Origin of the sequence: Brachybacterium sp. AOP29-B2-41 (assembly GCF_052378395.1) — a bacterium.
Taxonomy (GTDB): Bacteria; Actinomycetota; Actinomycetes; order Actinomycetales; family Dermabacteraceae; genus Brachybacterium.
The window spans coordinates 1-25,190 of sequence record NZ_JBQSXR010000019.1 but is presented as its reverse complement, the minus strand read 5'-3'; the positions used below and the strand labels follow the sequence as shown (position 1 = coordinate 25,190).

22 protein-coding genes and 1 other RNA gene are annotated in these 25,190 nt (G+C 68.5%); 15 read left to right on the top strand and 8 right to left on the bottom strand.

The features are described from left to right. Positions 1-6: 6 nt before the first annotated feature. The 10 genes from ACT3T9_RS15770 (at position 7) to smpB (ending at position 8,221) form a co-directional block, all read left to right on the top strand. Entirely contained in the window at positions 7-267 is a 261-nt protein-coding gene (locus ACT3T9_RS15770) for a hypothetical protein (RefSeq protein WP_441443256.1), read from the top strand. A gap of 28 nt (positions 268-295) precedes the next feature. Beyond that, a complete protein-coding gene (locus tag ACT3T9_RS15765; protein ID WP_444502084.1) occupies positions 296-766 on the top strand; it encodes a TadE/TadG family type IV pilus assembly protein in 471 nt (156 codons plus the stop codon). Next, positions 763-1,230: a hypothetical protein gene (locus ACT3T9_RS15760; protein WP_442331765.1), complete on the top strand. Its 468-nt coding sequence runs from the start codon at positions 763-765 to the stop codon at positions 1,228-1,230. The genes ACT3T9_RS15765 and ACT3T9_RS15760 overlap by 4 nt, the downstream gene beginning before the upstream one ends. A 53-nt stretch (positions 1,231-1,283) precedes the next feature. Continuing rightward, positions 1,284-1,691: a pilus assembly protein TadG-related protein gene (locus ACT3T9_RS15755; RefSeq protein WP_442331764.1), complete on the top strand. Its 408-nt coding sequence runs from the start codon at positions 1,284-1,286 to the stop codon at positions 1,689-1,691. Further along, the gene (locus ACT3T9_RS15750) at positions 1,688-2,839 is read left to right on the top strand and encodes a glycerate kinase (protein WP_442331763.1); all 1,152 of its coding nucleotides are present in this window, start codon (positions 1,688-1,690) and stop codon (positions 2,837-2,839) included. The genes ACT3T9_RS15755 and ACT3T9_RS15750 overlap by 4 nt, the downstream gene beginning before the upstream one ends. A gap of 93 nt (positions 2,840-2,932) precedes the next feature. Next, positions 2,933-4,048: a peptide chain release factor 2 gene (gene prfB / locus ACT3T9_RS15745; RefSeq protein WP_441443251.1), complete on the top strand. Its 1,116-nt coding sequence runs from the start codon at positions 2,933-2,935 to the stop codon at positions 4,046-4,048. Between the two features lie 282 nt (positions 4,049-4,330). Next, the gene (ftsE, locus tag ACT3T9_RS15740; protein WP_444607006.1) at positions 4,331-5,281 is read left to right on the top strand and encodes a cell division ATP-binding protein FtsE; all 951 of its coding nucleotides are present in this window, start codon (positions 4,331-4,333) and stop codon (positions 5,279-5,281) included. Then, the gene (gene ftsX, locus ACT3T9_RS15735) at positions 5,278-6,195 is read left to right on the top strand and encodes a permease-like cell division protein FtsX (RefSeq protein ID WP_441443249.1); all 918 of its coding nucleotides are present in this window, start codon (positions 5,278-5,280) and stop codon (positions 6,193-6,195) included. Before ftsE ends, ftsX begins: the two co-directional genes overlap by 4 nt. Positions 6,196-6,197: 2 nt before the next feature. Further along, positions 6,198-7,532 (top strand): peptidoglycan DD-metalloendopeptidase family protein, encoded by a 1,335-nt coding sequence (locus tag ACT3T9_RS15730; protein ID WP_441443248.1) that lies wholly within the window; start codon positions 6,198-6,200, stop codon positions 7,530-7,532. A gap of 182 nt (positions 7,533-7,714) precedes the next feature. Then, positions 7,715-8,221 carry an SsrA-binding protein SmpB gene (smpB, locus tag ACT3T9_RS15725; protein WP_299306216.1) on the top strand — a complete coding sequence of 169 codons (507 nt, stop codon included), beginning with the start codon at positions 7,715-7,717 and terminating at the stop codon, positions 8,219-8,221. Between the two features lie 90 nt (positions 8,222-8,311). Here smpB and ACT3T9_RS15720 read toward each other — a convergent pair whose 3' ends face one another. After that, on the bottom strand, positions 8,312-8,884 hold the full coding sequence (locus ACT3T9_RS15720) for a hypothetical protein (RefSeq protein ID WP_442331760.1): 573 nt from the start codon (positions 8,882-8,884) through the stop codon (positions 8,312-8,314). Between the two features lie 213 nt (positions 8,885-9,097). Between ACT3T9_RS15720 and ssrA the strand changes: the two genes are divergently transcribed. Next, positions 9,098-9,468: a transfer-messenger RNA gene (ssrA, locus tag ACT3T9_RS15715) on the top strand. Positions 9,469-9,715: 247 nt separating this feature from the next. Here ssrA and ACT3T9_RS15710 read toward each other — a convergent pair. Both ACT3T9_RS15710 and ACT3T9_RS15705 read right to left on the bottom strand, forming a co-directional pair. Next, positions 9,716-11,743, bottom strand: a complete 2,028-nt coding sequence (locus tag ACT3T9_RS15710) for a glycoside hydrolase family 3 N-terminal domain-containing protein (RefSeq protein ID WP_442331759.1) — start codon at positions 11,741-11,743, stop codon at positions 9,716-9,718. Then, positions 11,740-12,621 (bottom strand): sugar phosphate isomerase/epimerase family protein, encoded by an 882-nt coding sequence (locus tag ACT3T9_RS15705; RefSeq protein ID WP_442331758.1) that lies wholly within the window; start codon positions 12,619-12,621, stop codon positions 11,740-11,742. Before ACT3T9_RS15705 ends, ACT3T9_RS15710 begins: the two co-directional genes overlap by 4 nt. Before the next feature lie 190 nt (positions 12,622-12,811). Here ACT3T9_RS15705 and ACT3T9_RS15700 point away from each other — a divergent pair, with 190 nt between their 5' ends. Beyond that, positions 12,812-13,759 (top strand): phosphotransferase, encoded by a 948-nt coding sequence (locus tag ACT3T9_RS15700; RefSeq protein WP_442331757.1) that lies wholly within the window; start codon positions 12,812-12,814, stop codon positions 13,757-13,759. Positions 13,760-13,810: 51 nt separating this feature from the next. Here ACT3T9_RS15700 and ACT3T9_RS15695 read toward each other — a convergent pair whose 3' ends face one another. Further along, positions 13,811-14,392, bottom strand: a complete 582-nt coding sequence (locus ACT3T9_RS15695) for a hypothetical protein (RefSeq protein ID WP_444599507.1) — start codon at positions 14,390-14,392, stop codon at positions 13,811-13,813. A gap of 357 nt (positions 14,393-14,749) precedes the next feature. Next, positions 14,750-16,153, bottom strand: coding sequence for a hypothetical protein (locus tag ACT3T9_RS15690; protein WP_444607005.1), 1,404 nt, complete (start codon positions 16,151-16,153; stop codon positions 14,750-14,752). Between the two features lie 168 nt (positions 16,154-16,321). On the opposite strand from ACT3T9_RS15690, the gene hrpA reads away from it, so the two are divergent. Both hrpA and ACT3T9_RS15680 read left to right on the top strand, forming a co-directional pair. Further along, positions 16,322-20,245 (top strand): ATP-dependent RNA helicase HrpA, encoded by a 3,924-nt coding sequence (gene hrpA, locus ACT3T9_RS15685; RefSeq protein ID WP_444607004.1) that lies wholly within the window; start codon positions 16,322-16,324, stop codon positions 20,243-20,245. Between the two features lie 444 nt (positions 20,246-20,689). Beyond that, positions 20,690-21,331 carry a hypothetical protein gene (locus ACT3T9_RS15680; RefSeq protein ID WP_444607003.1) on the top strand — a complete coding sequence of 214 codons (642 nt, stop codon included), beginning with the start codon at positions 20,690-20,692 and terminating at the stop codon, positions 21,329-21,331. Positions 21,332-21,438: 107 nt separating this feature from the next. Here the strand turns inward: ACT3T9_RS15680 and ACT3T9_RS15675 are convergent, their stop codons facing one another. The 3 genes from ACT3T9_RS15675 to ACT3T9_RS15665 are packed head-to-tail and all read right to left on the bottom strand — an operon-like array spanning position 21,439 to position 23,384. Next, positions 21,439-21,951 (bottom strand): hypothetical protein, encoded by a 513-nt coding sequence (locus ACT3T9_RS15675; protein WP_444607002.1) that lies wholly within the window; start codon positions 21,949-21,951, stop codon positions 21,439-21,441. After that, positions 21,944-22,303 carry a hypothetical protein gene (locus tag ACT3T9_RS15670; protein ID WP_444607001.1) on the bottom strand — a complete coding sequence of 120 codons (360 nt, stop codon included), beginning with the start codon at positions 22,301-22,303 and terminating at the stop codon, positions 21,944-21,946. The genes ACT3T9_RS15675 and ACT3T9_RS15670 overlap by 8 nt, the downstream gene beginning before the upstream one ends. Before the next feature lie 4 nt (positions 22,304-22,307). Next, on the bottom strand, positions 22,308-23,384 hold the full coding sequence (locus ACT3T9_RS15665) for a C2 family cysteine protease (protein ID WP_444607000.1): 1,077 nt from the start codon (positions 23,382-23,384) through the stop codon (positions 22,308-22,310). 216 nt (positions 23,385-23,600) lie between these two features. Between ACT3T9_RS15665 and ACT3T9_RS15660 the strand changes: the two genes are divergently transcribed. After that, on the top strand, positions 23,601-25,058 hold the full coding sequence (locus ACT3T9_RS15660; RefSeq protein WP_441443236.1) for an NAD-dependent malic enzyme: 1,458 nt from the start codon (positions 23,601-23,603) through the stop codon (positions 25,056-25,058). Positions 25,059-25,190 lie beyond the last annotated feature (132 nt).

The window sequence follows — 25,190 nt, the reverse complement described above, 5'->3', positions numbered from 1 at the left end:
GCCGATATGACTGTCCACCGCACCACACTCCATCGCACCCGCCGCGCCTCGCGAACTGGTGCCCAGATGCCGGAACAGGCGCCTCGGCGGTCTCTCCGCCAGCGGCTGATGGCGCGCCTCGGCTCCGACCGGGGCGACGTCCCCGGGTGGGTGCTGATCACCTTGATGACCGCCGGGATCGTCGTCGCACTCTGGGCCGTCGCCTCAGACCAGATCGTGCAGATCTTCGAGAATGCGATGGCGCCGTTCCTCGGCGGCAGCCTCTGATCCGACCAGCACTTCGAGAGTCATCCTCATGAGGAGCATCAGAGAGGGTCCCCGAGCATCGGGAGCGGAGTACACAGCACGCCGCCGACCGAAGCACCGCCCGGGTGGCCTGCGCCACCTCGAGCGCAAGCTGCGAGCAGACGATGGGGCCGCAGTGGCGGAGTTCCCCATGGTCGCCGTGCTGATCGTGATGATCGGGCTGTTGATCATCCAGGCGGCGCTGATCGTCCACACCCGGAACACTCTGGTCGATGCTGCAGTCCAGGGCGCTCACCACGCAGCCCTGGTGGGTTCGACGCCGCAGGACGGGGCCGACCGTGCTGAACGGCTGATCGCAGAGCGCTTCGGCGACGGGCTCGATGCCGCGGCGACCGCGAGCCAGGAACCCGACGGAACCATCCACGTCCACGTCTCGGCAACTCTGCCACTGGTCGGGCTGTTCGGTCCCGGAGGGACGCTGTCCGTCGAAGGACGGGCACTGGATGAGGACTCGATATGACGATCCCGCGCCGAGTTCCGGGCCGAGCACCGATCCGCGATGCGCTCGGCCAGGAGGAAGGCAATGCACTGGTGGAATTCGTCGTGCTCTCGGCAGCTCTGCTGATCCCGACCCTCTATCTCGTGCTCACCCTCGGGAATGTCCAAGCCGCTGTCTTCGCGGCGGACACGATCTCCCGTGACGTGGCACGGATCCACGCGACCGACACCGATCCCGAGCGAGCAGCCCACCGCGCCGCCCGCCATACCGAGATGATCCTCGAGGATCATGGCCTGCCCGCGACGGAGGTGGCGACGATCAGCTGCAGCGAGGATCCCTGCGCCTCCCCGGGAGGAACGGTGAGCGTGCGAGTGCGTATCCCGGTCCCGGTCCCCGGGCTCGGTCCGATCCTCGGCGAGACCGGGCCGGTCGCCGTCGGGGCCTCGCATGCGGTGCCGGTCGATCAGCACCGGGCAGGCCGCTGATGCGCCGTCTCCTCGCTGCCCTGCGGGATCGCCTGCGGGATGCCCGCGGATCGATGACGATCCTGACGACCGGAGTGCTGGTCGTGGTGCTCATGGTGATCGCCGTCGGCACCGCGATCACCGGCGTGCAGCTCGAGCGCAACGGGCTCCAGCACGCTGCGGACAGCGCAGCGCTCGCCGCAGCCCAGGCCGTCGACCCCGCACGCCTCTACGTCGCCGGTGACGGGGCCGCGATCCATCGCAGCACCGCGCGCGCCGCCGCCGAGGCGCACCTGCGCGACTACCCGCACGAGACCGCCAGCACCGGGAGCATCCAGCTTGCGGAGGTCTCCGTGGACGCAGATGGCACCGTCCACGTGGTCATCTCCGCCCGCACCCACCCGCCCCTGGCAGGATGGTTCACGCGAGGGACCGGCACCGCCATCCCACTGACCGTCGAAGGAGAGGCTCGCGCCCGATGACCACCACCCGCACCGTGCTGCTCGCCCCGGACAAGTTCAAGGGCACTCTCAGCGCCGCTCAGGTGGTGGACGCGCTGCGCCGCGGCATCACCGAGACAGCCCCGCAGCTCCGCGTGCTCTCCTGCCCCATCGCCGACGGCGGCGACGGCACCGTCGATGCCGCGCTCGCCGCCGGAGCCACCGAGCACACCACCTCCATCACCGGCCCCACGAGACGGCCCCGCACCACCCGCTGGGCCCTCCAGGACGACGTCGCGGTGCTCGAGCTCGCCGAGACCGTCGGCCTGCAGGCGCTCCCTGACGGTGAGCTCGCACCGCACACCGCCTCCACCCGAGGCCTCGGCGAGCTGATCCGTGCCGCGATCACCGCAGGCGCCCGCACCATCCTGGTCGGCCTGGGCGGAAGCTCCTCCACCGACGGCGGTGCCGGTCTGCTGCAGGGCCTGGGTGCTCATCTCCTCCAGGCGGACGGCACCGACATCGGTGCCGGACTCGCCGGCGTGAGAACCCTCGCCTCTGCGGATCTCGCCCCGGCACTCGAAGCCCTCGAGGGCGTGACCCTCGTCGCCGCGAACGACGTCACCAACCCGCTGCTCGGTCCCGACGGAGCGGCTGCCGTCTACGGCCCCCAGAAAGGTCTCGACCCCGAGGACGTCGGCCGGGCGGACGCGACGCTCACCGCCGCAGCCCAGATCCTCGATCCGGCCCGTATCCACCGCGATCAGCCCGGGGCCGGAGCCGCCGGCGGGACCGGCTTCGCCCTGTTCCTGCTGGGCGCCGTCCAGCGCTCAGGAGCCGATGCCGTCTTCGAGCTGGTCGGCGTCGACGCACTGCTCGACCAGGCGGACGTGGTGGTCACCGGCGAGGGGAAGCTCGATGCCCAGACGCTGCACGGCAAGGGCCCGGCCGAGGTCGCCCGCCGTGCCCGGGAGCGCGGCCTCGACGTCGCCGCGGTGGCCGGCGCGATCACCCTCAGCCCGGAGCAGCTCCGCGACGCCGGAATCCTCGAGGCGTGGGATCTCACGTCGCGGGCCGGCTCGCTCCAGCGTGCTCTCGAGGACGGTGAAGAGCTGCTTGCCGAGGTGGGGCGCGACCTCGGCATCTGGCTGGCAGGGGCGGGGGAGCGAACCTCGTCGTCCCGCGACTGAGCGTCCCCAGGCGCCGGGCCGCCGCCATATAGCAAGCACCATCTGCCGCACATCGGGCAGCATGTCCAGCCCCCTGCCGTAGACTCCGACGTCGTGGCTTCCATCGACTTCTCCGTAGAGATCCCCCAGCTCCGCTCGACCCTGTCCTCGATCGAGCAGGTGACGGACATCGACGCGCTCGACGCGAAGATCGTCGACCTCGAGCAGCAGGCGTCCGCGCAGGACCTGTGGGACGACGTCGACAATGCCCAGAAGGTCAGCTCCGCGCTCTCGCACGCGCAGTCCGAGCGGCGCCGCATCAGCGAGCTCTCCTCCCGCATCGAGGACCTCGAGGTGATGGTGGAGCTCGCCGCTGAGGAGGACGACGCCGACACCCTCCACGAGGCGGAGAACGAGCTGGTCAGCATTCACAAGACCCTCGACGAGCTCGAGGTCCGCACGCTGCTCGCCGGCGAGTATGACGAGCGGGACGCGGTGGTCACCATCCGCGCCGGCGCCGGCGGTGTCGACGCCGCGGACTTCGCCGAGATGCTCATGCGCATGTACCTGCGCTGGGCAGAGCGCCACGGCCATGCCTCCAAGGTCATGGACACCTCCTACGCGGAGGAGGCCGGGCTGAAGTCGGTCACCTTCCAGATCTCCGCGCCCTACGCCTATGGCACCCTCTCGGTCGAGGGCGGCACCCACCGCCTGGTGCGCATCAGCCCCTTCGACAACCAGGGCCGCCGCCAGACCTCCTTCGCCGCGGTCGAGGTGATCCCGCTGATCGAGTCCACCGACGCGATCGAGATCCCTGAGAACGACCTCAAGGTCGACGTGTTCCGCTCCTCCGGCCCCGGCGGCCAGTCCGTGAACACCACGGACTCCGCTGTGCGCATGACCCACCTGCCCACCGGCACCGTGGTCTCCATGCAGGACGAGAAGTCGCAGATCCAGAACCGAGCTGCGGCGCTGCGCGTCATGCAGTCCCGCCTCCTGCTGCTCAAGAAGGCCGAGGAGGCCGCCGAGCGCAAGGAGCTCGCGGGCGATGTGAAGGCGAGCTGGGGCGACCAGATGCGCTCCTACGTGCTGAACCCGTATCAGATGGTCAAGGACCTTCGCACCGAATACCAGGAGGGCAACCCCTCCTCCGTGTTCGACGGCGAGATCGATGAGTTCATCGATGCCGGCATCCGCTGGCGTGCCGAGCAGAACAAGTCCCACAGCTGAGCGCCTGAGCGAACGGATGCCACGCGCTCCGGCGCCGGGACGATCGAGCGCCTGCGCCTGAGTGCTCCGGCACCGGGACGATTGAGCGCCTGAGTGCTCGGGCACAGGGGCGATCGAGTCCCTGAGCGATCAAGCACCGGAATGATCGAATGCCCGAGCGTGACCAGAGGCACCCACACTTGACCAGGTTTTGACCAGGATGCTGTCCGCACCTTCGTCGATTCCGGGCCCTGCGCCCCTACGCTGGAGGAGCACGACTTCCCCCAGATGTGACAGGCACCAGTGATCCGCTTCGACGACGTCACCAAGACGTACATGCGTGGACAGCACCCCGCCGTGGAGAATCTCGACCTCGAATTCACCCGCGGGGAATTCGTGTTCCTCGTGGGAGCTTCCGGCTCCGGGAAATCCACTCTGATGCGCATGGTGCTCAAAGAGGTCGCACCGACCCGCGGCACGGTCTACGTGGCGGGCAAGGACCTCTCCCGCATCCCATCGTGGAAGGTCCCCTCGCTGCGCCGCGACATCGGCATGGTGTTCCAGGACTTCCGCCTGCTGCCCTCCAAGACGGCCTACCAGAACATCGAGTTCGCGCTCGCCGTGATCGGCACGCCCCGCAAGGTGGTGCGCCGCCTGGTGCCCGAGATGCTCGAGATGGTGGGCCTGGAGGACAAGGGCAGGCGACTGCCTCATGAGCTCTCCGGCGGTGAGCAGCAGCGCGTCGCGATCGCGCGGGCCTACGTCAACCGGCCCTCGATCCTGCTGGCCGACGAACCCACCGGCAACCTCGACCCCTCCACCGCCGAGGGGATCCTGGACCTCCTGACCGAGATCAACGAGCGCGGCACCACAGTGGTGATGGCCACCCACGACCGGACAGCCGTGGACCGGATGCAGCGCCGAGTGGTCGAGATGGTCGGCGGCCAGGTAGTGCGTGACGAGGAAGGCGGAGGGTACGAGACCCCGGCGCCGGTGAGCGTCATCTCGGGGAATCTTCCCGACGACTCGTCCTACCGCGAGGAGCATCCGCTGGAGGACGCCGACCTGGTGGCCGACTGGGACGGGGCCCCGGAACAGACTCCTGCGACTCAGACCGTCGCGGAGAGTGACACCCCCGAGACGCAGACCCCTGCCGAGGACATCCTCGAGGAGGAGCTGATCGACGAGCGCGAAGCACTGCGGGCCCAGGACGAGGACCCCTTCGCCGAGGACGACGAGGAGGACCTCCGATGAGGGCGCGGTACATCCTCGGGGAGATCCTCACCGGTCTGTGGCGGAACATCGCCATGGTCATCTCCGTCGTGATCGTCACCGCGGTCTCGCTGACCTTCGTCGGCACCGGCGCGCTGATGCAGAAGCAGATCATGGACATGAAGTCGACCCTGGTCGAGCAGTCCCAGGTGACGATCTTCCTATGCTCCCCCCATTCCACTGCTGCCTCCTGTGCCGGCGGTGCGGCGACCGATGCCCAGATCGACTCCGTGCGCGAGGCGCTCGAGGGCGATGTGCTCTCCCCGTATGTCGCCTCCTATACCGAGCGCTCCCAGGACGAAGCCCTCGCGATCTACCAGGAGCAGTTCGCCGGGGAGAGCTTCGTCTCGAACTTCACCGCCGCGGACATGCCGGTCTCCTTCCACATCACCCTCGAGAACGCCGACGACTCCGCGGCCGTGGTCGAGTTCTTCCAAGGCCGGGACGGGGTGGACGAGGTCACGGATCTGCTCGGGGCCTTCGCGCCCTTCATCGACGTGCTGAACCAGTCCACGATGTTCGCCCTTGGCCTCGCCGTGCTGATGCTGATCGCGGCCCTGCTGCTGGTCGCGACCACGATCCGGATGTCCGTCGCGGGCCGCCGTCGAGAGATCGCGATCATGCGCCTGGTCGGTGCCTCGAACCTCTTCATCCGCCTCCCATTCCTGCTCGAAGGCGCGGTCGCGGCGATCATCGGTGGCGTCATCGCCTCCGGCATGCTCTGGTTGGGATTGCACTACATCGTCCAGGGCTGGCTCGCACCCACCCTCGGCGAGCAGCTCATCACCGTCGGCCCCGCCGATCTGGTCTGGGCCGCGCCTCTCCTGATCGTGCTGGGAGCCGCGCTCTCGATCGCCTCCTCGGTGGTCTCCCTCAATCGCTATCTGAAGGTGTGAGCATGTCCCAGAGCATCCTGCGCCGCCCCCTCTGCATGCTCGCCGCAGCCCTGATGGTGCTGCCGATGCTGATGATGCCGGTCTCCCCAGCCTCGGCCGAGGGCACCAAGGAAGACAAGATCGCCGAGCGCTCCGTGATCGATCAGAAGCTCGAGGACCTCCGGATCGAGCTGAACGATGTCAACACCGAGCTCGCCGAGACCTACCTCGCGCTCGCCGAGACCGAGCTGCTGATCCCGCAGGCGCAGGAAGACCTCGAGCTCGCCCAGGCCGAGCTCGAGGAAGCGCGCGAGGATGACCGCATCATCGGGGAACGCCTGACCACCGCGCAGAAGGAGGAGCAGCGCCTCTCGGGAGAGGTCGAGGAAGGGAAAGAGGAGGTGGAGCGCAGCGGCGGCGAGCTCGCCACCGTGGCGCTGACCGCCTACAAGGGCGGCGGCATACCGAACCCCTCCACGATCTACCTCGGCAACCAGTCCCCGCAGGATGCCGTGGACCGGTCGATGAACTACCGGATCACCATGGCCTCCCAGGGCACCCGGCTCGACACCCTCCGCACGGATCAGGTGGTGACGGAGAACTCCGCCGAGCGCCTCACCGCTGTGCGCGAGGAGATCAAGCAGCTCAAGATCGACGCCGAGAAAGCCGTCGAACGGACCAAGACCGCCGAGGAAGTGGCGTCTCAGGCGAAGATCGATCTCGATGCGCTCTATGAGACGCAGAAGACCCAGCGGGACACCCTCGAGGAGCAGAAGACGAAGTATGAGGGTGACACCACCACCCTGGAGACCCGCAGCACCACCCTGGACGGGGAGATCGAGAAGCTCGCCCAGCAGGAGCGGGAGAAGGAGGAGCGGGCCCAGCGGGAGCGCGAGAAGCAGAGCAGCAGCGGTAGCGGCAGCAGCGGCGGGGGAGGCTCCTCGAGCAGCTCGGCGGACACCGGCGGCGGCTGGATCTATCCCGTCAACGCCCGGCTGAACTCGAACTTCGGCTGGCGCGTGCACCCGATCTACGGCACCCGGAAACTCCATGCCGGGGTCGACTTCCCGGCGGCCTGCGGAGTCCCGGTGGGAGCAACTCACTCCGGCCGCGTCATCGCCAGGACCTACAACAGCGGCGCCGGCAACAAGATCATCCTCAGCCATGGCATCCACAACGGGCGCCTGATCACCAGCTCCTACCACCATCTGCAGGGCTACGCCCAGCCGGTCGGTGCGCAGGTCTCTGCCGGGACCACCGTCGGCTATGTGGGCAACAGCGGCTCCTCGACCGGCTGCCACCTCCACTTCGAGATCCACGAGGACGGGAACGCCGTCAACCCCGGCAAGTACCTCTGAGCCCCGGCGCCCGCTCACGGGCTCACGGGCTCACGGGAGGGCCACGGACGGTGTCAGCGGTGTCCGCTGCCTGCGAAAAGCGTTCGCGACCGGCGATGACCACCGCGTAAGCTGGGGTGTCCGGTCGCCAGGGGTGGCCGGAGCACGCACAGACCACGACGAATGGCAGGAGGGACCCCCCGATGGCGGCGAAGAAGGCTGCGGCGAAGAAGGCCGCTGCGGAGGAAGGCCCCCCGAAGAAGCGCATCGCCTCGAACAAGCGGGCCACCCACGACTACTACATCGACCAGACCTGGGAAGCAGGCATCGTCCTGACCGGTACCGAGGTGAAGTCGCTGCGCGATCGTGGAGCATCCCTGATCGATGGCTACTGCTACATCGAGGGCGGTGAGGTGTGGATGGACAACGCCCACATCGCTCCCTACGTCAAGGGCACCTGGACCAACCATGCCGCCCGCCGCAAGCGCAAGCTCCTGCTCCACAAGCAGGAGATCGAGAAGCTCGCCAGCAAGTCACGGGAGAAGGGCTTCACCATCGTTCCGATGGAGATGTACTTCCTGGGCTCGCATGCGAAGGTCGTGATCGGCCTGGGCCGCGGCAAGAAGGAATGGGACAAGCGCCAGACCCTGCGGGAGAAGCAGGATCTGCGCGAGGCACAGCGCGCCATGCGCCAGCGCGAGATCGCCTGAACCGAGCAGCCGCAGAGCCGCAACCAGACTCGAGCGGTGCGGGCCGGCGGTGCTGTCAGCTCGGCTGGGCGGTCAGCCCTCCAGATCCTGTCAGCTGTCCAAGTCCCGTCGCTCCAGCCGGGCGACCGTCTGCCTGCTCGAGCTGATGACACCCTCGTCAGCGACTCCCAGGTGCTCGCGCATGTACAGCGCTCGCCGTGCATCCTCCACGGCGAGGTCCCACGTCCGTGCGGCGGCCTGGGTGCGTCCGGCGCCATGCTCCGCCAGCGCGTGCTCGAACCGGCACTTCGCACGATGCTGGAAGACGGCGGCCAGCACCGACAGGGATGACGGTGACGTGGGATCCTCGAGCCCGGTCTCCTCCGCGGCCAGATCCAGCTGTTCCTCGGCGGCGAGGAACGCCCCCTGCCACTGCAGCACATGGGCGTAGCGCGCCCGGCGCACGGCCCGCATCACCGGTGAGAGACCGCTGTCCTCGAGGGCTGCGCGGCCGGCGATCGCGGCCTCGTCAAGCCGTCCGAGCATCCTCAGATAGGCGACGGTACGAGGATCCCGCGGATGGACCGCACACCACTCGGCCAGCGTCGCCGGATCGGAGACCACCTCCCGCAGGCTGTCGTCATCGATCCGGACCTGGACGTCTGCTGCCTCGAAACCGCTCACCGCCCCATCATCGCGGCCGGGACCGTACGGGGTCCAGGCCGACGGGCTTCGCCGTGAGCTGAGGGATATTCGCTTCAGAACCACGGCCGGGCGCGGTAGAGTGGGACCACGACGCACGGGGAGACCCGTCGTCAGTGGGTGTTTGACAACAGAAGAGTGAGTGCAAGGACGGCCCTGAGGGGCCGTCGATATCTGTGCTGCATACCCACGCTGGGGGCCGATCGGTTTCGACGGTAGTTGTCCAGCAAGGGGAAGCGGGCCGAGAAGCCAGAGTCATCTCGTAAACGTTCTCTGGAAACCAATAAGTGCCGAACCTAAGCGCACTGACTTCGCTCTCGCTGCCTGATCAGCGTTAGCAGTCTGGAACCCCGGGCGTGCTTCTGACCCGGATCGTTCCATCATCTAAGAAGCCACTGCTGCCGACCCTCGTCATCGGGGAAGGATGAACACCTCAGAGTGACTGAGTCTGTCGACGTCGTGTCCGTGCGAACGTCGGGACTGAGAAAACGTCAATACGGACTGCGCCCGGAGAAGCCCTGGCTCCGCACTATCGGACGCGGGTTCGATTCCCGCCGGCTCCACCATTGCACTCACTACGAAAGGCCCCCTCACCTGCGCGAGAGCGCGGGGGAGGGGGCCTTTTTCTGTTGCCGTCCGAGCGGACCGCGGGCCGACGACCGGGGCATGCTGTCGGCCCCCGGGGGCGCGGTCTGCGCACCGGAGCGCCGCCGGCCATGGTGTGCGCCACCGGCCATGCTGCTCGCCACCGGCCATGGTGCGCGCCACCAGCGATGGTGCGCACCGTCGGCCCTGCCAGCGCGCACCATCTGCTCAGCCGCTGTACGTCAGGCCGTGTCCGAGCTCGTAGCGGTTGCCGTCGGCATCGACGTACACATACGGACGCCCGTCCATGTGCTGCTCCTTGGCGAAGCCCGGGACGTCGTTCGGAGAGGCGCAATGCCCGTTCTCGTCGACCGCGATCGCCGCGGCGTCGATCGGGAAGGTGATCGGCAGCTTTCCCGTGGGGGAGAACTCGCCGAGGATCGCCTCGACCATGATCCCGTAGTCGGTCTCGAAGCCCATCAGCAGGCCGTCGGCGAGTGGTTCGATGCCGTCGAGCAGCCAGGGGAACAGGGTGTTCAGGCCCACCACCATCGTGTCCACGTGCTTGCGGATGTCACGGACCTTCTCGATGTCCACATGCGAGTGGTCATCGATGCCGAGGTCGCCGATCCCCACGAACTCGAAGTACGAGCCGATGAACGGGCGCAGCAGCAGGATCGCCACGTCCGCGTCGTGGTAGTCGGTGGTGAAGGAGATCCCGGGATGCGCGGCGGCGAGGCGGCGGCGCAGCGCGTCGAGCTCCTTGACGGTCAGGCGGGTCGCGAACAGCTCCACATACACTCGCTTGCCGGCCAGGGTCTCCTCGGTCAGCGGCAGCGCCCCGTCATGGTTCTTGGCGAGCACCACGGACCTGCGGTGCGCGTCCTCGGCCGCGGCGCGGGCCTCGGCATTCTGCACCACCCGATCCGCTTCCTCGGGGTCCACGTACGGGTTCTCGAACAGGCCCAGGGCGAACAGCTCCTCGAGCAGCAGCGAGGCGGCCTCGTCGAGCCGTTCCGAGGTAAACAGCCCTCTGACATACGCCTCGCGCACGGCGGCAACATCATTGGTGTCGGCGAACATGTCGGTGCCGGCCATGACGGCGGCACCCACCCGCTCGGCGGTGGTGAGCTCCTCGACGCCCCAGGCCATCTTCGAGAGCACGCCCGAATCGGAGTTGATGTAGCCGCGATGACCCATCTCGCGCAGCAGGTTCAGGATCTCGTGGTTGAACGCGAAGCCGACCTGTTCGAACTCGGTGACCCGTCCCTGCGGGGTCGAGGACTTCTCCTCCGACGGGATCGCGTAGTACGGCATGATCGAGGAGGTCCCGGCGTCGAGCGCCGCCTGGAACGGCGGCAGGTGGTATTCCTCGAGCGACCCGGGCGTGGGGTAGATGTTGAACCGGCCCTCCGCATAGTGCGGATCGGTACCGTTCTCGCGAGCGCCGCCGCCGGGGAAGTGCTTGGTGGTCAGCGCCACCCCATCGGCCGAGAGCCCGTCCTTGCCCTGGAATCCACGCACCAGCGCCCCAATCGCCTGGCCGACGAACTCGGGGTCCTCGCCGAGGGTGCCCTGGCCGCGGAACCAGCGCGGGTCGGTGAACACATCGGCCATGTACATATAGCCCTTGCGCAGGCCTGAGGCGCGCCACTCGGCGCGGGAGTGCTCTGCGAAGGACTCGATCACCTCGAGCGAGCCGGTGGCGGCCAGGCCCAGGGTGCCCGGCCATTCGGCGAAGGGCTGGTCCTCGGGAGTGCCGCCCATCTTGAAGGCGCCGGCCTCGTTCTTCGAGTTCGCAGCGACGATCACCGGGATGCCCCAGCGGGACTCCTCCGCCACCTCGTTCATGGTGTTGATCCAGGTCGCGATGCGGGATCCGGTGGGCTCCTCGCGCATGATGAAGTGACGGATGTTCAGCTCCGCGATCATCTGCGTGGTCCCCTCGAAGGGGATGCCGGCGCTGGTGTGAGGGTCGACCTTGATCGGCAGGTACTGCTCATCGAGCACGCCGTCGTGGCTGGTGAAGTCCTTGTTGTGCTGAGAGATGCCCATCGGCCGGGAAGTGATGACCATCAGGCCGAGCTTCTCGTCCGGGGACATCCGCGCCGCGAGGTCCTTGGCGCGCTCAGCGGGGCTCAGCCGCCAGTCCTCGAAGGGGGTGAGCGCGCCGTCGCCGTCGAGGTCGCGGAACTGCAGCCCGTCGACCTCGATGATCTGCTTGACCCTGCTCGAGAGTGGAACCTGCTCGGTCATCGCTGTCCTCCTGTGGTGATGAGTGATTCGAAGCCCAGCGAGACCAGGTGTCGCCGGCTCATCGCCAGTGACTCCCAGATATCGCGCCCGTAGGTCTGGTCCTGCTCGATGAGCAGATGCTGTGCGCCGGAGGCGACGGCCTGCTCGATGACCGGCTTCCAGTCCAGGGTGCCCTCACCGACCTCGGCGTACTGCACGATGTCCCCGAGCCAGAAGCGGGAGAAGGTCTCGGCGTCTCCGGACTCTCGGGCATCGAGGATCTCCGCCGACGGCATCGCGATGCGGTAGTCCTTGAGATGCACCAGATCCAGCACCCCGGCGAAAGCCCGCAAGGTGCGCTCGGGATCCTGCCCGCCGCGCTGGACCCAGTGGCAGTCGATCTCGAAGCGCAGATGGGGGGCGCGCTGGCGCAGCCGGTCCAGGAGGGTGGTGCCCTCACGCTTCGCGAACTCGATGTGGTGGTTGTGGTAGCTGAGGCTGATCCCGTGCTCGGCGAGGCGCTGGGCATAGCCGTCGACCTCGGCGGCGAAGTCATCGAACGCCTCCAACGAGCGCAGCGCGGTCATCGGCATCATGCCGATCCGGATCATCGTGGTGCCCAGGCGCCGGGCATGCTCGACATGGGGGTCGAAATCCTCTGCGAGGCTGAGCTCGTCGCTGCCCGGCGGGACCGTGGTCTTGGCGGAGATCGCGGCGACCTCGATGCCCAGGCGCGCCCGCGCGGCTTCCATGCCGGCGACGTTCTCCTCGGTCATCGGGATCTGGGAGACCTCCACCACCTCGAAGCCTGTCTCCTTCACACGCTCCAGGACCGGACCGATGCCCTGGTCACGGACGTGGTCCTTGAGCATCATCAGCTGGATTCCGATTCGGGCCACGAGGGGACCTCCGGGTCGTTGCAGGGATGTGGCGGTCGATGGCGGATGCCGAACGGCCGCAGGAGGCCCACGGTAGCCATCGAACCGTTCGACCTGCAGCAGTTGTCTGGGATTGCCCCGGGGGCGGGCGCGCCCCGCCGGAGAGGTCGAGATCGTTGCCGACGATGCCTGGCCACCGTACGGTGGCCGGATGACCAGCCTGCCGCGTACGGCTCCCTTCCTGCCACCAGCCGACCTGCCCGTGGATCTGCGGCGCGTCGAGCTGCTGTGCGCGCGGCTGCGCCCCGAAGAGGGGTTCCAGCTCGAGCGGATCGACTGGACGATCGGGCGTGCCCCGCGGGGTGAGGGCTGGGACAACGCGCTGTGGCCGGTGGGTCAGCTGGAGGGTCGTCCGCTGGTGCTGAGAGTCGCACGGCGGGAGTCCGCTCGGGCGCTGCTGGGCCGCGAGGTGACGGTGCTGCGACGCCTGCGCGGTCTCGGGATCCCGCTGCCGATGGGGCTGCCGATCATCCTGGCCACTGCCGACGATGCCGTGCTGGCGCTGTGGATCGACGGCAGCACCGCGGATGAGGCGCCCCAGATGATCCGCGAACTGGTCGCACAGGACCTCGCTCGGATGCTCGCCACGATCCATTCCGGGCCCGCGCCGGAGGTCGGTCGGAACCCGGCGCGAGGCGTCCCGCTCGCGGAACGGATCACGGCGTTCGCCGCTGATCTCGACCGTGCAGACCTGCCGGACGCCGTGCGTGAGCGGGCAGAGGTTCGGTGGAGCACCGGACTGGCCGCAGCTCCCTGGGAAGGCCGGGAGCTGCTGCTGCACGGGGACCCGCACCCCGGGAACGTCGTCGTCCCCCTGCCTGGAACAGGAGGACGGGCCTCACTGATCGACTGGGGCGATACCACCCGCGGTGATCCGGCGAGCGACCTGGGAGGCCTGCTGCTGCACGTGCCGTCGACCACGGTGCTGGAGGATTACCGCGAGACGGCCGCCTGGACCGGGATCGACGATGATGCGATCTGGGATGCGCTGGTGTCCAGGGCGTGGGCGTGGGGGACCCGGATGGCTCTCGCACTGGTCACCGCCTATCCGCCGACGCACAGCCTGGGCGCCGCCGGGCACAGTTTGCTATCACGCTGAGGCCGGGCGCCGTCAGCTTCCCGAATATTTCTGGCCCGCGTTCGGCGCACCTCACCGCCACACGTCGTCCTCCGCGGTCGCATGGATCAGCTCCTCGAGTCGCTCCTTGAGGTCCTCCAGGTCATAGCACCCGAGCAGGTCCAGGACCTCCTCGAAGACTTCGAGCTCCTCCTGGATCGGTGTCACCAGGGAGGGATCCACCGGCAAGGTGCAGTTCATCAGCTCCGACCCGAGCACTCGCAGTTCATCGACGCACCTCCAGCGCTGTCTGCACTCCATCACCAGCTCGAAGAAGGACCTGGGCGCAGCGGCGGGGATCATCGGCACGCCGAAGGTGGTCGTGATATCCGCAGCGGTCAGCACCCGGTGTGCAGGCAGATCGAAGAGGACCAGCCCGTGCTCGTGGGCGAGGCGCGCCACTGTGGCGACAGCCGCCGGCTGCGGACCATCGAACTCGACGGTGAGGACCTCACCCCAGAGCGTCCCGTACTCCCCGGGCACCTCCCAGGGGCTCTCCCGGCCGGCCGACGACGCCCTGAGACTCTTCACCGCCGCCCGACAGAAATCCAAGACCTCGGGGTCCTGGCTCGGAAGGGTGCCATGGCGGTACCAGGAGATGCCATGGCTGATCATCTTGGAGGAATACTCGTGGCACGCGGAGGCAGAGTCTGCCGGGGAGGGACCGGGCCAGAGAACGAGTGTGCGGATCATCGCGCGTCGCTTCCGCGGCGCGATCGGTGTGGTGCCCGCCCCTGGCAGAAGGGCCGGTGCGGGGGAGGGGCTGTGCTCGTGGCGCTCATGGGCGGAGCATGCCTCTTACGATGCGAGCGCCGTCTCGTCCACGCACATCCTGCTGGTCAACGGCCTGGAGAACGTTTCCTCCACAACGCTGTGCCCCGAGCTGCGCCACGACTGAATCGTGGGGGTGGGACGTCGTGGTTCTCCTGGCCGCGGATCGCGGCCGCATCTTGTGAGGGAGTCGGCCCCGAATCAGGGAGTCTGCAGAGGGGCCACCGGGTGCGTGACGCCGTCGACGATCAACTGGCCGGTGAGGTTCGGTGCGCTGTCAGGCCCGAACAGATCGAGGCTGTGGCCGCTCTGAAGCAGCACCGTAGACGGGATGGTCAGCCTTGGGACTGCTGGGATCCCTGCGAGCGTCCCTGACTCGATCCTGCAACCTGCTGTGCTGATGTTGAGGACGGTGAACGGCGTGGGATCAGGGAGCCCGTCCTCGTCTCCGCTTGAGGAGGACCGGGGACGGGCCGTCACCGCCAGCTGCTCCGGAGCGCAGGGCGGTGCGATGTCCAGGTCCTCACGCCAGTTCTCATCGGTCCCCAGGAGCACCCCGTATCCCGCGTGCTGCCAGGGCGAGGCTGTCATCTCATCGCCGTCGCGCACCCGGAGGGTCAGGTCACTCGGATCTGCGAGCGCTACCCAGTTGCCACCGAGCATGAGGGTGAGGGCGTCACCGTCGGGGCTGATCTGATGAGGACGGAACGAGAGGAAGGTGGCGGCAGATTCCCAGGCAGCGAGGTCGAGGGGTGCCCCAGCCTGGGTCAGGAAGGGGACGACGGGCTCGCCCTGACGGTCGACTCTCAGTCCGGAGAGCGTCGGCACGGTGCAGGAGCTCGGTGAGACGTTCTGGATCCGCAGGATGACGCTGTCCTCAGGGCCGGCGCCGCTGGCGGAGTCGAGCACCGCGTCCAGGGCCTCCGGTCCGCAGTCGCCCGTCGTCGGCGGCCGATCGGTCGGCACGAGCCCGCTGGCCGGAAAACCGCGCTGGATGGGGTCGCTGCTCGAGCCGTGAGAAGTGTTGTCGGCGGAGCGGAACGCTGTGCCCGTTCGCAGCTCCGGCCGCTCCAGGGTGGCGGCAGGGTCGTCCGGAGAGCTCTCGGACGGAGGCTGTTCGGGGGTCTCCTGCGGGCACTGGACCTCCTGCCAGGCGATCCGGGCTTCCTGCTGATCGATCTGCAGCAATACGCAGTGCGCGGACCATGACCGGTCCGCGCCGTCCTGGTCCGGGGAGGATGACGACCAGACGATCGCTCCGAGCGCCGGTTCCTCGGGACCCTCCGAGTCCTCGGGAGAGAACAGCGCATAGTCGGCATCTGGCCACGCGGGATGAGCGAGGGCAGCCGGACGGATCGAGCCCAGCTTGACGGCGAGATGCGCGGGGGAGCGCACGCCCATCGCCCCCAGGAGCTCTCCGAGCACCGGGACCATGCGGTCCATCGTCGCGCTGAACTGCGTGGTCGAGGTGATGGGAGATGCGTCATGGGAAGCTCGTCTCGCCCCGAAGACGACGCTCGCAACCACGACCGCCACGACCAGCAGCACGAGCAGGAGTACGCGCGCGAGGCCACGGGCGGAGCGACGTCCACGGATGATCGACATGCGCTGTGTCTACCTTGCGCGGAGCCCTGCCGGGGCCAAGTCCTCGGCACATCCGCCACCTGCGCGCAGGATCACCACTTTTGAGCGGTCCACGAGATATCGGTCGGCGCCCGGTCGAGGGAAATCACCGGGACCCGCAGCGGCCGAGCCACGTAGAGTGGGCCCGCCATGACCACGCCTTCTTCGACGCCTGCCTCCGCGCCTGCCACTGAGCCCGCCTCCACGCCAGCCTCTGCCTCCGACACCGGGCTGCGCCTGAACTATCCCGCAGAGCTCCCGGTCTCCCAGCAGCGCGAAGACATCCTGGACGCGCTGCGCGAGCACCAGGTGGTCGTGGTCGCTGGCGCCACCGGCTCCGGCAAGACCACACAGATCCCCAAGATGCTGCTCGAGCTCGGCTACGGCAAGCGCGGGAAGCTCATCGGCCACACCCAGCCGCGCCGGATCGCCGCCCGCTCGGTCGCCCAGCGCATCGCGAGCGAGCTCGGTGAGAAGCTGGGGGAGGGAACCGTCGGCTTCCAGGTCCGCTTCACGCGCGAGACCAGCCGCAATGCCCGGCTGAAGCTCATGACCGATGGCATCCTGCTGGCCGAGATCGGCCGTGACCGGCTGCTGAAGCGCTATGACGCGATCATCATCGATGAGGCCCACGAGCGATCGCTGAACATCGACGTGATCCTCGGCTATCTGCGCCAGATCCTGCCCCAGCGGCCGGATCTGAAGGTCGTCATCACCTCGGCCACGATCGACCCCGAACGCTTCGCCGAGCATTTCGCGAGCACCTCGCCCTCGGGTGAGAAGCGGCCAGCCCCGATCATCGAGGTCTCCGGGCGCACCTACCCCGTCGAGATCCGTTATCGACCCCTGGTGCTCGAGCCGGAGGTCGAGGAGGACGACGAGCTCGAGGACATCCACTCCGTCGAACGTGACCTCACCCAGGCGATCACCGACGCGGTCGACGAGCTCGCGGCCGAGGGCCCCGGTGACATGCTCGTCTTCCTCCCCGGCGAGCGCGAGATCCGTGAGATCTCCGAGGCGTTGACCGCCCACCTCAATCGCGGCACCCGGGGTCGTTCCGCGCTGCCGGTCGAGGTGCTCCCGCTGTTCGGGCGGCTCTCGGCCCAGGATCAGCAGAGGATCTTCTCCCCGCCGAAGGCCGGCACCTACCGCCGTCTCATCCTGTCCACGAACGTCGCCGAGACCTCGCTGACAGTCCCCGGCATCACCTATGTGATCGACTCCGGCCTGGCCCGCATCTCCCGCTACTCCCAGCGCACCAAGGTGCAGCGCCTCCCCATCGAGCCCATCTCCCAGGCCAGCGCCGACCAGCGCTCCGGCCGTTCGGGCCGCACCGCCCCGGGCATCGCGATCCGGCTGTTCTCCGAGGAGGACTTCGAGGGGCGCGAGGAGTTCACCGAACCCGAGATCCTGCGCACCTCGCTCGCCTCCGTGGTGCTGCTGATGACCTCGCTGGGGCTCGGGGACGTGGAGTCCTTCCCCTTCGTCGAACCGCCCGCCTCCCGCGCGATCACCGACGGGGTGCGGCTGCTGGACGAGCTGGGCGCGATCGAGGACGCCCCGGGCGAGCCCGGCGGCCGCCGACTCACGCCCGTGGGCCGCACCCTCGCCCGCTTCCCGCTGGATCCGCGGATGGCACGCATGCTGATCGAGGCGCACCGTCTTGGTGCGCTGCGGGAGGTGCTGATCATCGTCGCCGCGATGTCGATCCAGGACCCGCGTGAGCGACCGCTGGGCCAGGAGCAGCAGGCCAAGGAGAAGCACAAGCGCTTCGAGGACGAGACCAGCGACTTCCTCGCCTACCTCAACCTCTGGAACCACCTCCAGGAACGGCGCAAGTCCCTGTCGAACTCCGCCTTCCGCCGCGAGGTGCGCTCCGAGCACCTGCACTACCTGCGGATCCGCGAATGGTGGGACCTGCACAGCCAGCTCAAGGACATGGCCAAAGACGCTGAGCTCTCCCGCAACGACAACGACGCCTCCCCGCAGGCGATCCACCAGTCGCTGCTCGCCGGGCTCCTCAGCCACGTCGGCCTGCTGGATGACCGCACCCGGGAGTATGCCGGCGCCCGCGGCGCCCGCTTCGCGCTCTGGCCCGGCTCGGCCCTGTCCAAGAAGCGGCCCGACTACGTGATGGTCGCCGAGCTCGTGGAGACCTCCCGGCTCTGGGGCCGTACCGCCGCCCGGATCGACCCGGTCTGGGCGGAGGAGACCGGCTCCCATGTGGTCAAGCGCTCCCACTCCGCCCCGCACTGGTCCTCGAAGCAGGCCTCCGCGATGGCGCACGAGAAGGTCTCCCTGTTCGGGGTGCCGATCGTGGCCGACCGCGTCGTGGGCTATGGGCGCATCGATCCCGAGGCCGCCCGGGAGATCTTCCTCCAGAATGCTCTGATCGAAGGGGACTGGCGCACCCGCCACCACTTCTTCCGCGACAACCGGTCCCTGATCAAGGAGCTCGAGGAGCTCGAGGCGAAGACCCGTCGCCGCGATCTGCTGATCTCCGACGAGCAGCTGTTCAGCTTCTACGACCAGCGAATCCCTGCCACCGTGGTCTCCGGTCGACACTTCGACACCTGGTGGAAGACGCAGCGCCACGAGACCCCGGACCTGCTCACCCTCACCGAGCAGGATCTGCTCGCGGCCGACGAGAGCGTGGCGGAGGCGATCGCCGCAGACTTCCCCGACACCTGGGTGCAGGGAGACATCACCCTGCCGCTGAGCTACTCCTTCGGCGACGTGGGAGCGAAGGGCATCGACGGCGTCACCGCGACCGTGCCGCTGGCCGTGCTGAACCGCCTTCAGAAGCGCGGCTTCGACTGGCTCGTGCCCGGCATGCGCGAGGAACTGGTCACCGAGCTGATCCGCTCCCTGCCCAAGCCCATCCGCCGCCACCTGGTCCCCGCCCCGGAACGAGCCAAGACGGTCGCCGTGACGCTCCACGACGAGGATCCGGACGCCGGAGAGATCTTCCTCGAAGCCGTCGCCGACGAGCTGGTCGCCCTGCCGGGGGTCCCCGACGACCTCCCGCTGTACGGCCCCGAGTTCGACCTCGCGAAGCTGCCCCCGCATCTGCGGATGCACTTCCGCGTGGTCGACGACAAGGGCCGACAGATCGGCACCGGCGACGACCTCGAGACGCTCAAGGGGCGGCTCAAGCAGCGCGTCGACGCCTCGGTCTCCGCGCAAGCAGATGACCTGGCCCAGAAGGATCTGCCGAGCTTCCCCGCCGAGGGCGTGCCGGCGCTGCGGGAATCCACCGTCGGCGGGCTGAAGGTCACCGGCTACCCGGCGCTGGTGGCGCGCCGCGGTGAGGACGGCCGCCTGCGGCAGGTGGACCTCGCCGTGCTCGCCACCGCCGATGAGCAGGCACTCGCCCACCGTGAGGGCGTCATCGCCCTGCTGGACCGCGATCTCGGGGCCGACCTCGGCGCGGTCCTGAACGCGCTGCCGAACCCGACGAAGCTCGCCGTCGCGGGCTCGGACTACGCCTCCACCGCCGCGCTGCTCGCGGATGCCTCGACGGCGGCGACCGTGCACCTTGCGGGCACGGCGGTGGTGCGCACGCGGGCGGAGTACGACGCCCTCCTGGATCGTGTGCGCACTCAGCACGTCACCCTCGCCGCCCAGGCGGTGAAGGATGCGGCGGCGGCGCTCGCCACCGCTGGGAAGCTGCACAAGGAGCTCTCGCGGGCACCATCGCTGGCTGTGCTCTCCCACCTCACCCAGATCCGGGAGCACGCCGCCTCGCTGCTGGGTGACGGATTCATCGCCCGCACCGGCATCACGCACCTCCCGGACCTGCGCCGGTACCTCGAAGCAGATGCGATCCGGCTGGACAAGCTGGCCGGCAACCCACGACGCGATGAGCAGCTCGCCTGGCAGATCGGAGATCTCCAGCAGCACTGGGCGACGCAGCGGGCGAAGCTCTCCGCCCGCCGCCGCGCCGAACCCGCCGCCCGCGAGATCGACTGGCTGCTCGAGGAATTCCGGGTGAGCCTGTTCGCCCAGACGCTCGGCACGAAGCAGACGGTCTCGGACAAGCGGATCCGCAAGGCGATCGCCGAGCTCTCCTGAGGTCGGTCAGGGGTGTCATGGGCATAGCGCCGGCTCGGCGGTAGCCGAGCAGGTCAAGAGCCGAGCAGGTCAAGAGCCGAGCCGGACAAGAGCAGAGCCTGCCGGGCACGGTGGCTGGCGTGGCGCACGGCACCCGGAGCGTGTCTGCGCGGTCACGTGACGAAGTTTTTACCCGCGCCGGCTGCGGGAGCCGACGGCGTGCGCGCCGGAATGAGGCTGGCTCCCTTTCGTGGCGTGATGACCGGCGGTGACGCCCGCAGCTCGCACCTCTGGCCCCGGGCGTGCTTCGGTCATGGCTCGCACAAGTCGGGACGCTGCGCGTCCCCGGAGGCAAGGGGAGACGTGACCTGCCTCCTTCCCTCGCCGTGATCGCTTCGTTACCTTGGCACAGCTCGGGATGACCGGGCATCGCCCACCGTCTCGGAACGAAGGACCCCCATCCTCATGGCATCTGCCACCACCGTCCGTACCGCCGCCCCGTTCTCTCGCCGCAGCCTCATCGCCGCCGGCACCCTCGGCCTCGCCTCCACGACAGGCCTCGGTGTCCTCGCTCCTGCCTCCGCGGTCGAGCCCGGTGCGGAGAAGGCGATCGGCGCCGACGAGTGGACCGAGGAGTTCCTCACCCGACCTGAGACCCGTGAGGGCTTCCTCGTGGACGCGATGGACGACTGGCAGCTCGCCAACGCGAAGTTCATCATCGCCGCGGTGAAGGGTCACGAACTGGGTGAGGAGGTCGCCGTCATCGCGCTGATCACGGCGATCGTCGAGTCATGGCTGTACAACTATGAGCCGGCCGTGGACGCGGATTCCGGCGGCCTGTTCCAGCAGCGTCCCTCGATGGGCTGGGGAACCTATGACCAGGTGCGTCACAAGCAGCACGCCCTGGACGCCTTCCTCGGGCTCGCGGAGGATACCGACGCGCCGGGCCTGCTCCAGGTCATCCCTGACGTCACGCGCTGGGAACCGGGCGCCGCCGCACAGACGGTGCAGTCCTCCGCGCACCCTGAGCGCTATGCGGAGCAGGTCACTGCGGCGCACCAGATCTGGGAGCGTTACGCCTCCGAGGTCACGCCCTTCACCGCCTGAGGCGCGGCGGGTGGAGACGCCGGTGCCCCGCGCCACCGCAGGTGGAGATGACCGGCACACGGTGTTCTCACCGGCCTCGGTCACAGGCCCAGGGGCACCAGCCGTGATCAGAGGCCCAGGGTGGCGTCCTCGCATGGCTCGGCATCGACCCGGACATCGGTGATGCGCAGCTCTCCGTCGATGTAGAGCTGCAGCCGCGACCCGTTCGGTCCCTGGCTCTCCAGCCAATAGGCGCTGCCGGAGCTCTGCTCGCGCCCGAGGGCCTCGAATCCATGCTCCTCCAGCACCGGGTCGAGCGCCTCACGCCAGGGGTCCCAGTCCCGGCCCTGGCCGGGCTCCGGGTAGAGGACGTCGTCCGCTTTCCATATCCCTGGCCGATAGCGGCAGTCCTGTGCGCCGGGTTCGATGATCTCCTGTGAGCCACGCTCCCAGGCCAGCGGCCGCACTGTGGTGAGCGCCTCGAGAACGTCCTCCGCCACGACCTCGTACTGCGCCACCGCCTCCTCCGCAGGCATCGCGTCGCCACCGCCACCGCATCCCGAGATCACGAGCAGCACCGCTGCGAGCAGGGTGGCGCGGCGGGGGAGGAGCCGGCTGCATGTCGACCGCTGCTCACCCATGGGCGGCACCGTCGTCGGGTTCGGTTCCGGGTTCGGTTTCGGTTCTGGTTCTGGTTCTGGTTCTGGTTCCGGTTTCTGTTCCGGTGCGGGCGCTCGCCAGTGCCAGGCGCACCGATCCGCGGCGCTCCCGAGTCGAGGGCTCGGCCACCAGCAGCAGCAGATCACCGATCCCCTCCAGCTCGGTCGCGTCACCGGGACGCATCGTCAGCTCCTGGACGTGCTCTGCGCCGGATACGGACAGGCGCAGCACCGCGTACGGCCCGTCCTCGTCGGCAAGAGTGCGGAAGACCCCTACCCGGAGCGTGCCGAGCGTGAGCTGGCCCGACTGCTGGATGAGATGCTGCGTCCACATCGGCTCACTCACCGATCCCAGTCATGAAGATCGAGGTGGCATACATCGGATCGTCAGGGTCGATCCTCACCTCGTAGGTGGTCGAGCCGTTCGGCCCGTGAGGGTTGGTCAGGATGATCTCGCCGGTCTCCTCGTCGTATCCGGAGACCTGGTAGACGTGCGCGGCCACCAGGTCGTCGCGGGCCGGCCCGATCGGCTTCATCGGATCGGTCATCACCGTGATCGGGCGGCCCTCATCGATCGCCTGCTTGTACTCGTCGAAGGAGGGCTGCCCGATGGAGTCTGACTCCCGTGCGGACTCGCCGGTGATCATCTCCAGGCCGGCGGCAGGGGTGTCCGCGGAGACGGCCGAGGCCCGGCCATCATTCGCGTTGATCATCGCCATCTCATAGATGGTCGCCCAGCTGGGGTCGCCGGTTCCATCATCCATGGTGCCGTTGACGCCGAGATCCTCGGGGCTGACGGGGACGTCCTGCCACTCGCCGTCGAGGAAGAGCTGCACCTCCCAGCCGTCGGCACCCGGTGGCTCACCGACGCCGCTGATGTTCTCGGCCAGGAGGCCCGGGTCCGTCTGCTGCACTGCCATCAGTGCTGCGAGATACCAGCAGTCGCCGAGGGATCCCTGGTTCACGAGCGAGGATTCGATGCCGTTCTGATCGATGTCGACATCGGCAGGATCCCACTGGGGATTCTCCTCGGTGTACCGCGACCCGAGAGAGCTCTCGGGATCGCCCGCCTCGATGCGGTCGCGCCATATGTCACCGACGCGCTCACCGGCGTTGATCAGGTCCGACCAGTCCAGGAACTCGCCTCCGAGCATCCCGCCGTAGTCCCCGGCATCGATACGGCCCTCGGGATCGGAGGCGGCGTCCTGCTGCGCTGCCTGGAGTGCGAGATGCTCGGCCGCGCTGCCCAGATGGCCTGCCGTCAGCGACAGCTTCTGACGGCACTGCTCCCAGCGCTCACGGAAGTCGGTGGCGTCAGGTCCCTCCCAGCCGACGACGGCGACAGCACTCTGCAGCGCCTCCGCAGTCCCCGTGAGCTGCCCGTCGTGATCCCTGAACCGGCGTGCGAGCGCCACCAGTTCTGCCGTATCGGCCCCCCCAGAACGTCATGCCCGAGGGTCCCACGGATGTTGTGACGCACGCAACGCAGGGCCAGTGCGGGTCATCTGCGGGTACTGATCAGGACGGCTGTGGGGTCGCGGCGCTCCATCGTGCGACTGCACGACGCTCCGCTTTCTTCTGATGCCGCGTGCTGTCCCTACGGAGCCGCTGATCTCGTTAGGCTGTGCCTCATGTCACCGTCGCCATCCGTGAGTTACTCCATCACGATCCGTCTCGAGTTCGCCGCCCGCTCTGCCGCCGTCAGCGACATCACCAGTCGCATCGAGAGACGCGGCGGGACCGTCACGGCCCTTGACGTCTCCGCCTCCGGGCCGGAGCGGATGCGCGCGGACATCACCGTGCTCACCGCGGGCCATGACCATGCCATGGAGGTCGTGGACGAGCTGCGCGGGATCGAGGGGGTCGAGCTCGGCAAGGTCTCCGATCGGACCTTCCTCGCCCATCTCGGCGGGAAGCTCACCGTCGAGTCCAAGCTCCCGATCCGTCACCGTGACGACCTCTCGATGATCTATACCCCGGGTGTGGCACGCGTGGTCAAGGCGATCGCCGAGAATCCCGAGGATGCACGGCGCCTGACCATCAAGCGCAACACCGTCGCCGTGGTCACCGATGGCTCCGCCATCCTGGGGCTCGGGGACCTCGGCCCGCTCGCCGCGATGCCGGTGATGGAGGGCAAGGCCGCGCTGTTCAAGCGCTTCGCCGGCATCGACGCGTTCCCGATCTGCCTGGACGCCCATTCGGTGGACGACATCGTCTCCCATGTGAAGGCGATCGCGCCGGTCTTCGCCGGCATCAACCTCGAGGACATCTCCGCCCCGCGCTGCTTCGAGATCGAGGATCGGCTGCGCGCCGAGCTCGACATCCCCGTCTTCCACGACGACCAGCACGGCACCGCGATCGTGGTGGTCGCCGCGCTGCGCAACGCGCTGCGCGTGGTCGAGAAGGACATCTCCACGGCCCGCATCGTGCTCTCCGGAGCGGGAGCGGCCGGCACCGCCATCCTTCGCCTCCTGCGTGCGGCCGGTGCTCGTGACGTCGTGGTCACCGACATCGACGGCATCGTCCATGAAGGCCGCGAGCAGCTCGAAGGGCGCCTGCCCTGGATCGCCGAGGTCACCAACCCGCGAGAGCTCACCGGCACCCTCCGGGATGCGGTGGTCGACGCGGATGTGTTCATCGGCGTCAGTGCCGGGAACATCCTCACCGCCGAGGACGTCGCCACCATGGCCGAGCGCTCGATCGTGTTCGCGATGGCGAACCCGACCCCCGAGATCGATCCGGCCGAGGCGGTCAAGCACGCCGAGGTGGTCGCGACCGGTCGCAGCGATTTCGCGAACCAGATCAACAATGTCCTCGCCTTCCCCGGCGTGTTCCGAGGGCTGCTGGACGCCCATGCCACCCGGGTCAGCGACCGGATGCTGCTGGCAGCGGCCAAGGCCCTCGCCGACGTCGTCTCCGCCGACGAGCTCAACCCCACCTACATCGTGCCCAGTGTCTTCCACGAGGGCGTGACCAAGGCGGTGGCGAGCGCCGTTGAGACGGTGGCCCGCGAGGAGGCCGGAACGGTCGACACCATCACCGGCGCGATGACGGCCGTCTACGCCGACGAGATCACGCTCGAAGGCTGAGCGACGTGCTGCGAGCGTGCGAGCGGGAGGAGCTCAGTGAAGGGCACAGAGGCTGAGCGACGTGCTGCGAGCGTGCGAGCGGGAGGAGCTCAGCGAAGAGCACAGAGGCTGAGAGCAGGACCTGAGCAGCAG

Excerpts from the sequence above, each read along its gene's own strand:
- ACT3T9_RS15710 (WP_442331759.1), bottom strand. The coding sequence starts at position 11,743 with ATGACCGAGCAGGTTCCACTCTCGAGCAGGGTCAAGCAGATCATCGAG.
- hrpA (WP_444607004.1), top strand. The coding sequence starts at position 16,322 with ATGACCACGCCTTCTTCGACGCCTGCCTCCGCGCCTGCCACTGAGCCC.
- smpB (WP_299306216.1), top strand. The coding sequence starts at position 7,715 with ATGGCGGCGAAGAAGGCTGCGGCGAAGAAGGCCGCTGCGGAGGAAGGC.
- ACT3T9_RS15690 (WP_444607005.1), bottom strand. The coding sequence starts at position 16,153 with ATGTCGATCATCCGTGGACGTCGCTCCGCCCGTGGCCTCGCGCGCGTA.
- ACT3T9_RS15750 (WP_442331763.1), top strand. The coding sequence starts at position 1,688 with ATGACCACCACCCGCACCGTGCTGCTCGCCCCGGACAAGTTCAAGGGC.
- ACT3T9_RS15760 (WP_442331765.1), top strand. The coding sequence starts at position 763 with ATGACGATCCCGCGCCGAGTTCCGGGCCGAGCACCGATCCGCGATGCG.
- ACT3T9_RS15700 (WP_442331757.1), top strand. The coding sequence starts at position 12,812 with ATGACCAGCCTGCCGCGTACGGCTCCCTTCCTGCCACCAGCCGACCTG.
- ACT3T9_RS15765 (WP_444502084.1), top strand. The coding sequence starts at position 296 with ATGAGGAGCATCAGAGAGGGTCCCCGAGCATCGGGAGCGGAGTACACA.
- ACT3T9_RS15770 (WP_441443256.1), top strand. The coding sequence starts at position 7 with ATGACTGTCCACCGCACCACACTCCATCGCACCCGCCGCGCCTCGCGA.
- ACT3T9_RS15755 (WP_442331764.1), top strand. The coding sequence starts at position 1,284 with ATGACGATCCTGACGACCGGAGTGCTGGTCGTGGTGCTCATGGTGATC.
- ACT3T9_RS15695 (WP_444599507.1), bottom strand. The coding sequence starts at position 14,392 with ATGATCAGCCATGGCATCTCCTGGTACCGCCATGGCACCCTTCCGAGC.
- ACT3T9_RS15680 (WP_444607003.1), top strand. The coding sequence starts at position 20,690 with ATGGCATCTGCCACCACCGTCCGTACCGCCGCCCCGTTCTCTCGCCGC.
- ACT3T9_RS15660 (WP_441443236.1), top strand. The coding sequence starts at position 23,601 with ATGTCACCGTCGCCATCCGTGAGTTACTCCATCACGATCCGTCTCGAG.
- ACT3T9_RS15730 (WP_441443248.1), top strand. The coding sequence starts at position 6,198 with ATGTCCCAGAGCATCCTGCGCCGCCCCCTCTGCATGCTCGCCGCAGCC.
- ftsX (WP_441443249.1), top strand. The coding sequence starts at position 5,278 with ATGAGGGCGCGGTACATCCTCGGGGAGATCCTCACCGGTCTGTGGCGG.
- ACT3T9_RS15675 (WP_444607002.1), bottom strand. The coding sequence starts at position 21,951 with ATGGGTGAGCAGCGGTCGACATGCAGCCGGCTCCTCCCCCGCCGCGCC.
- ACT3T9_RS15670 (WP_444607001.1), bottom strand. The coding sequence starts at position 22,303 with ATGTGGACGCAGCATCTCATCCAGCAGTCGGGCCAGCTCACGCTCGGC.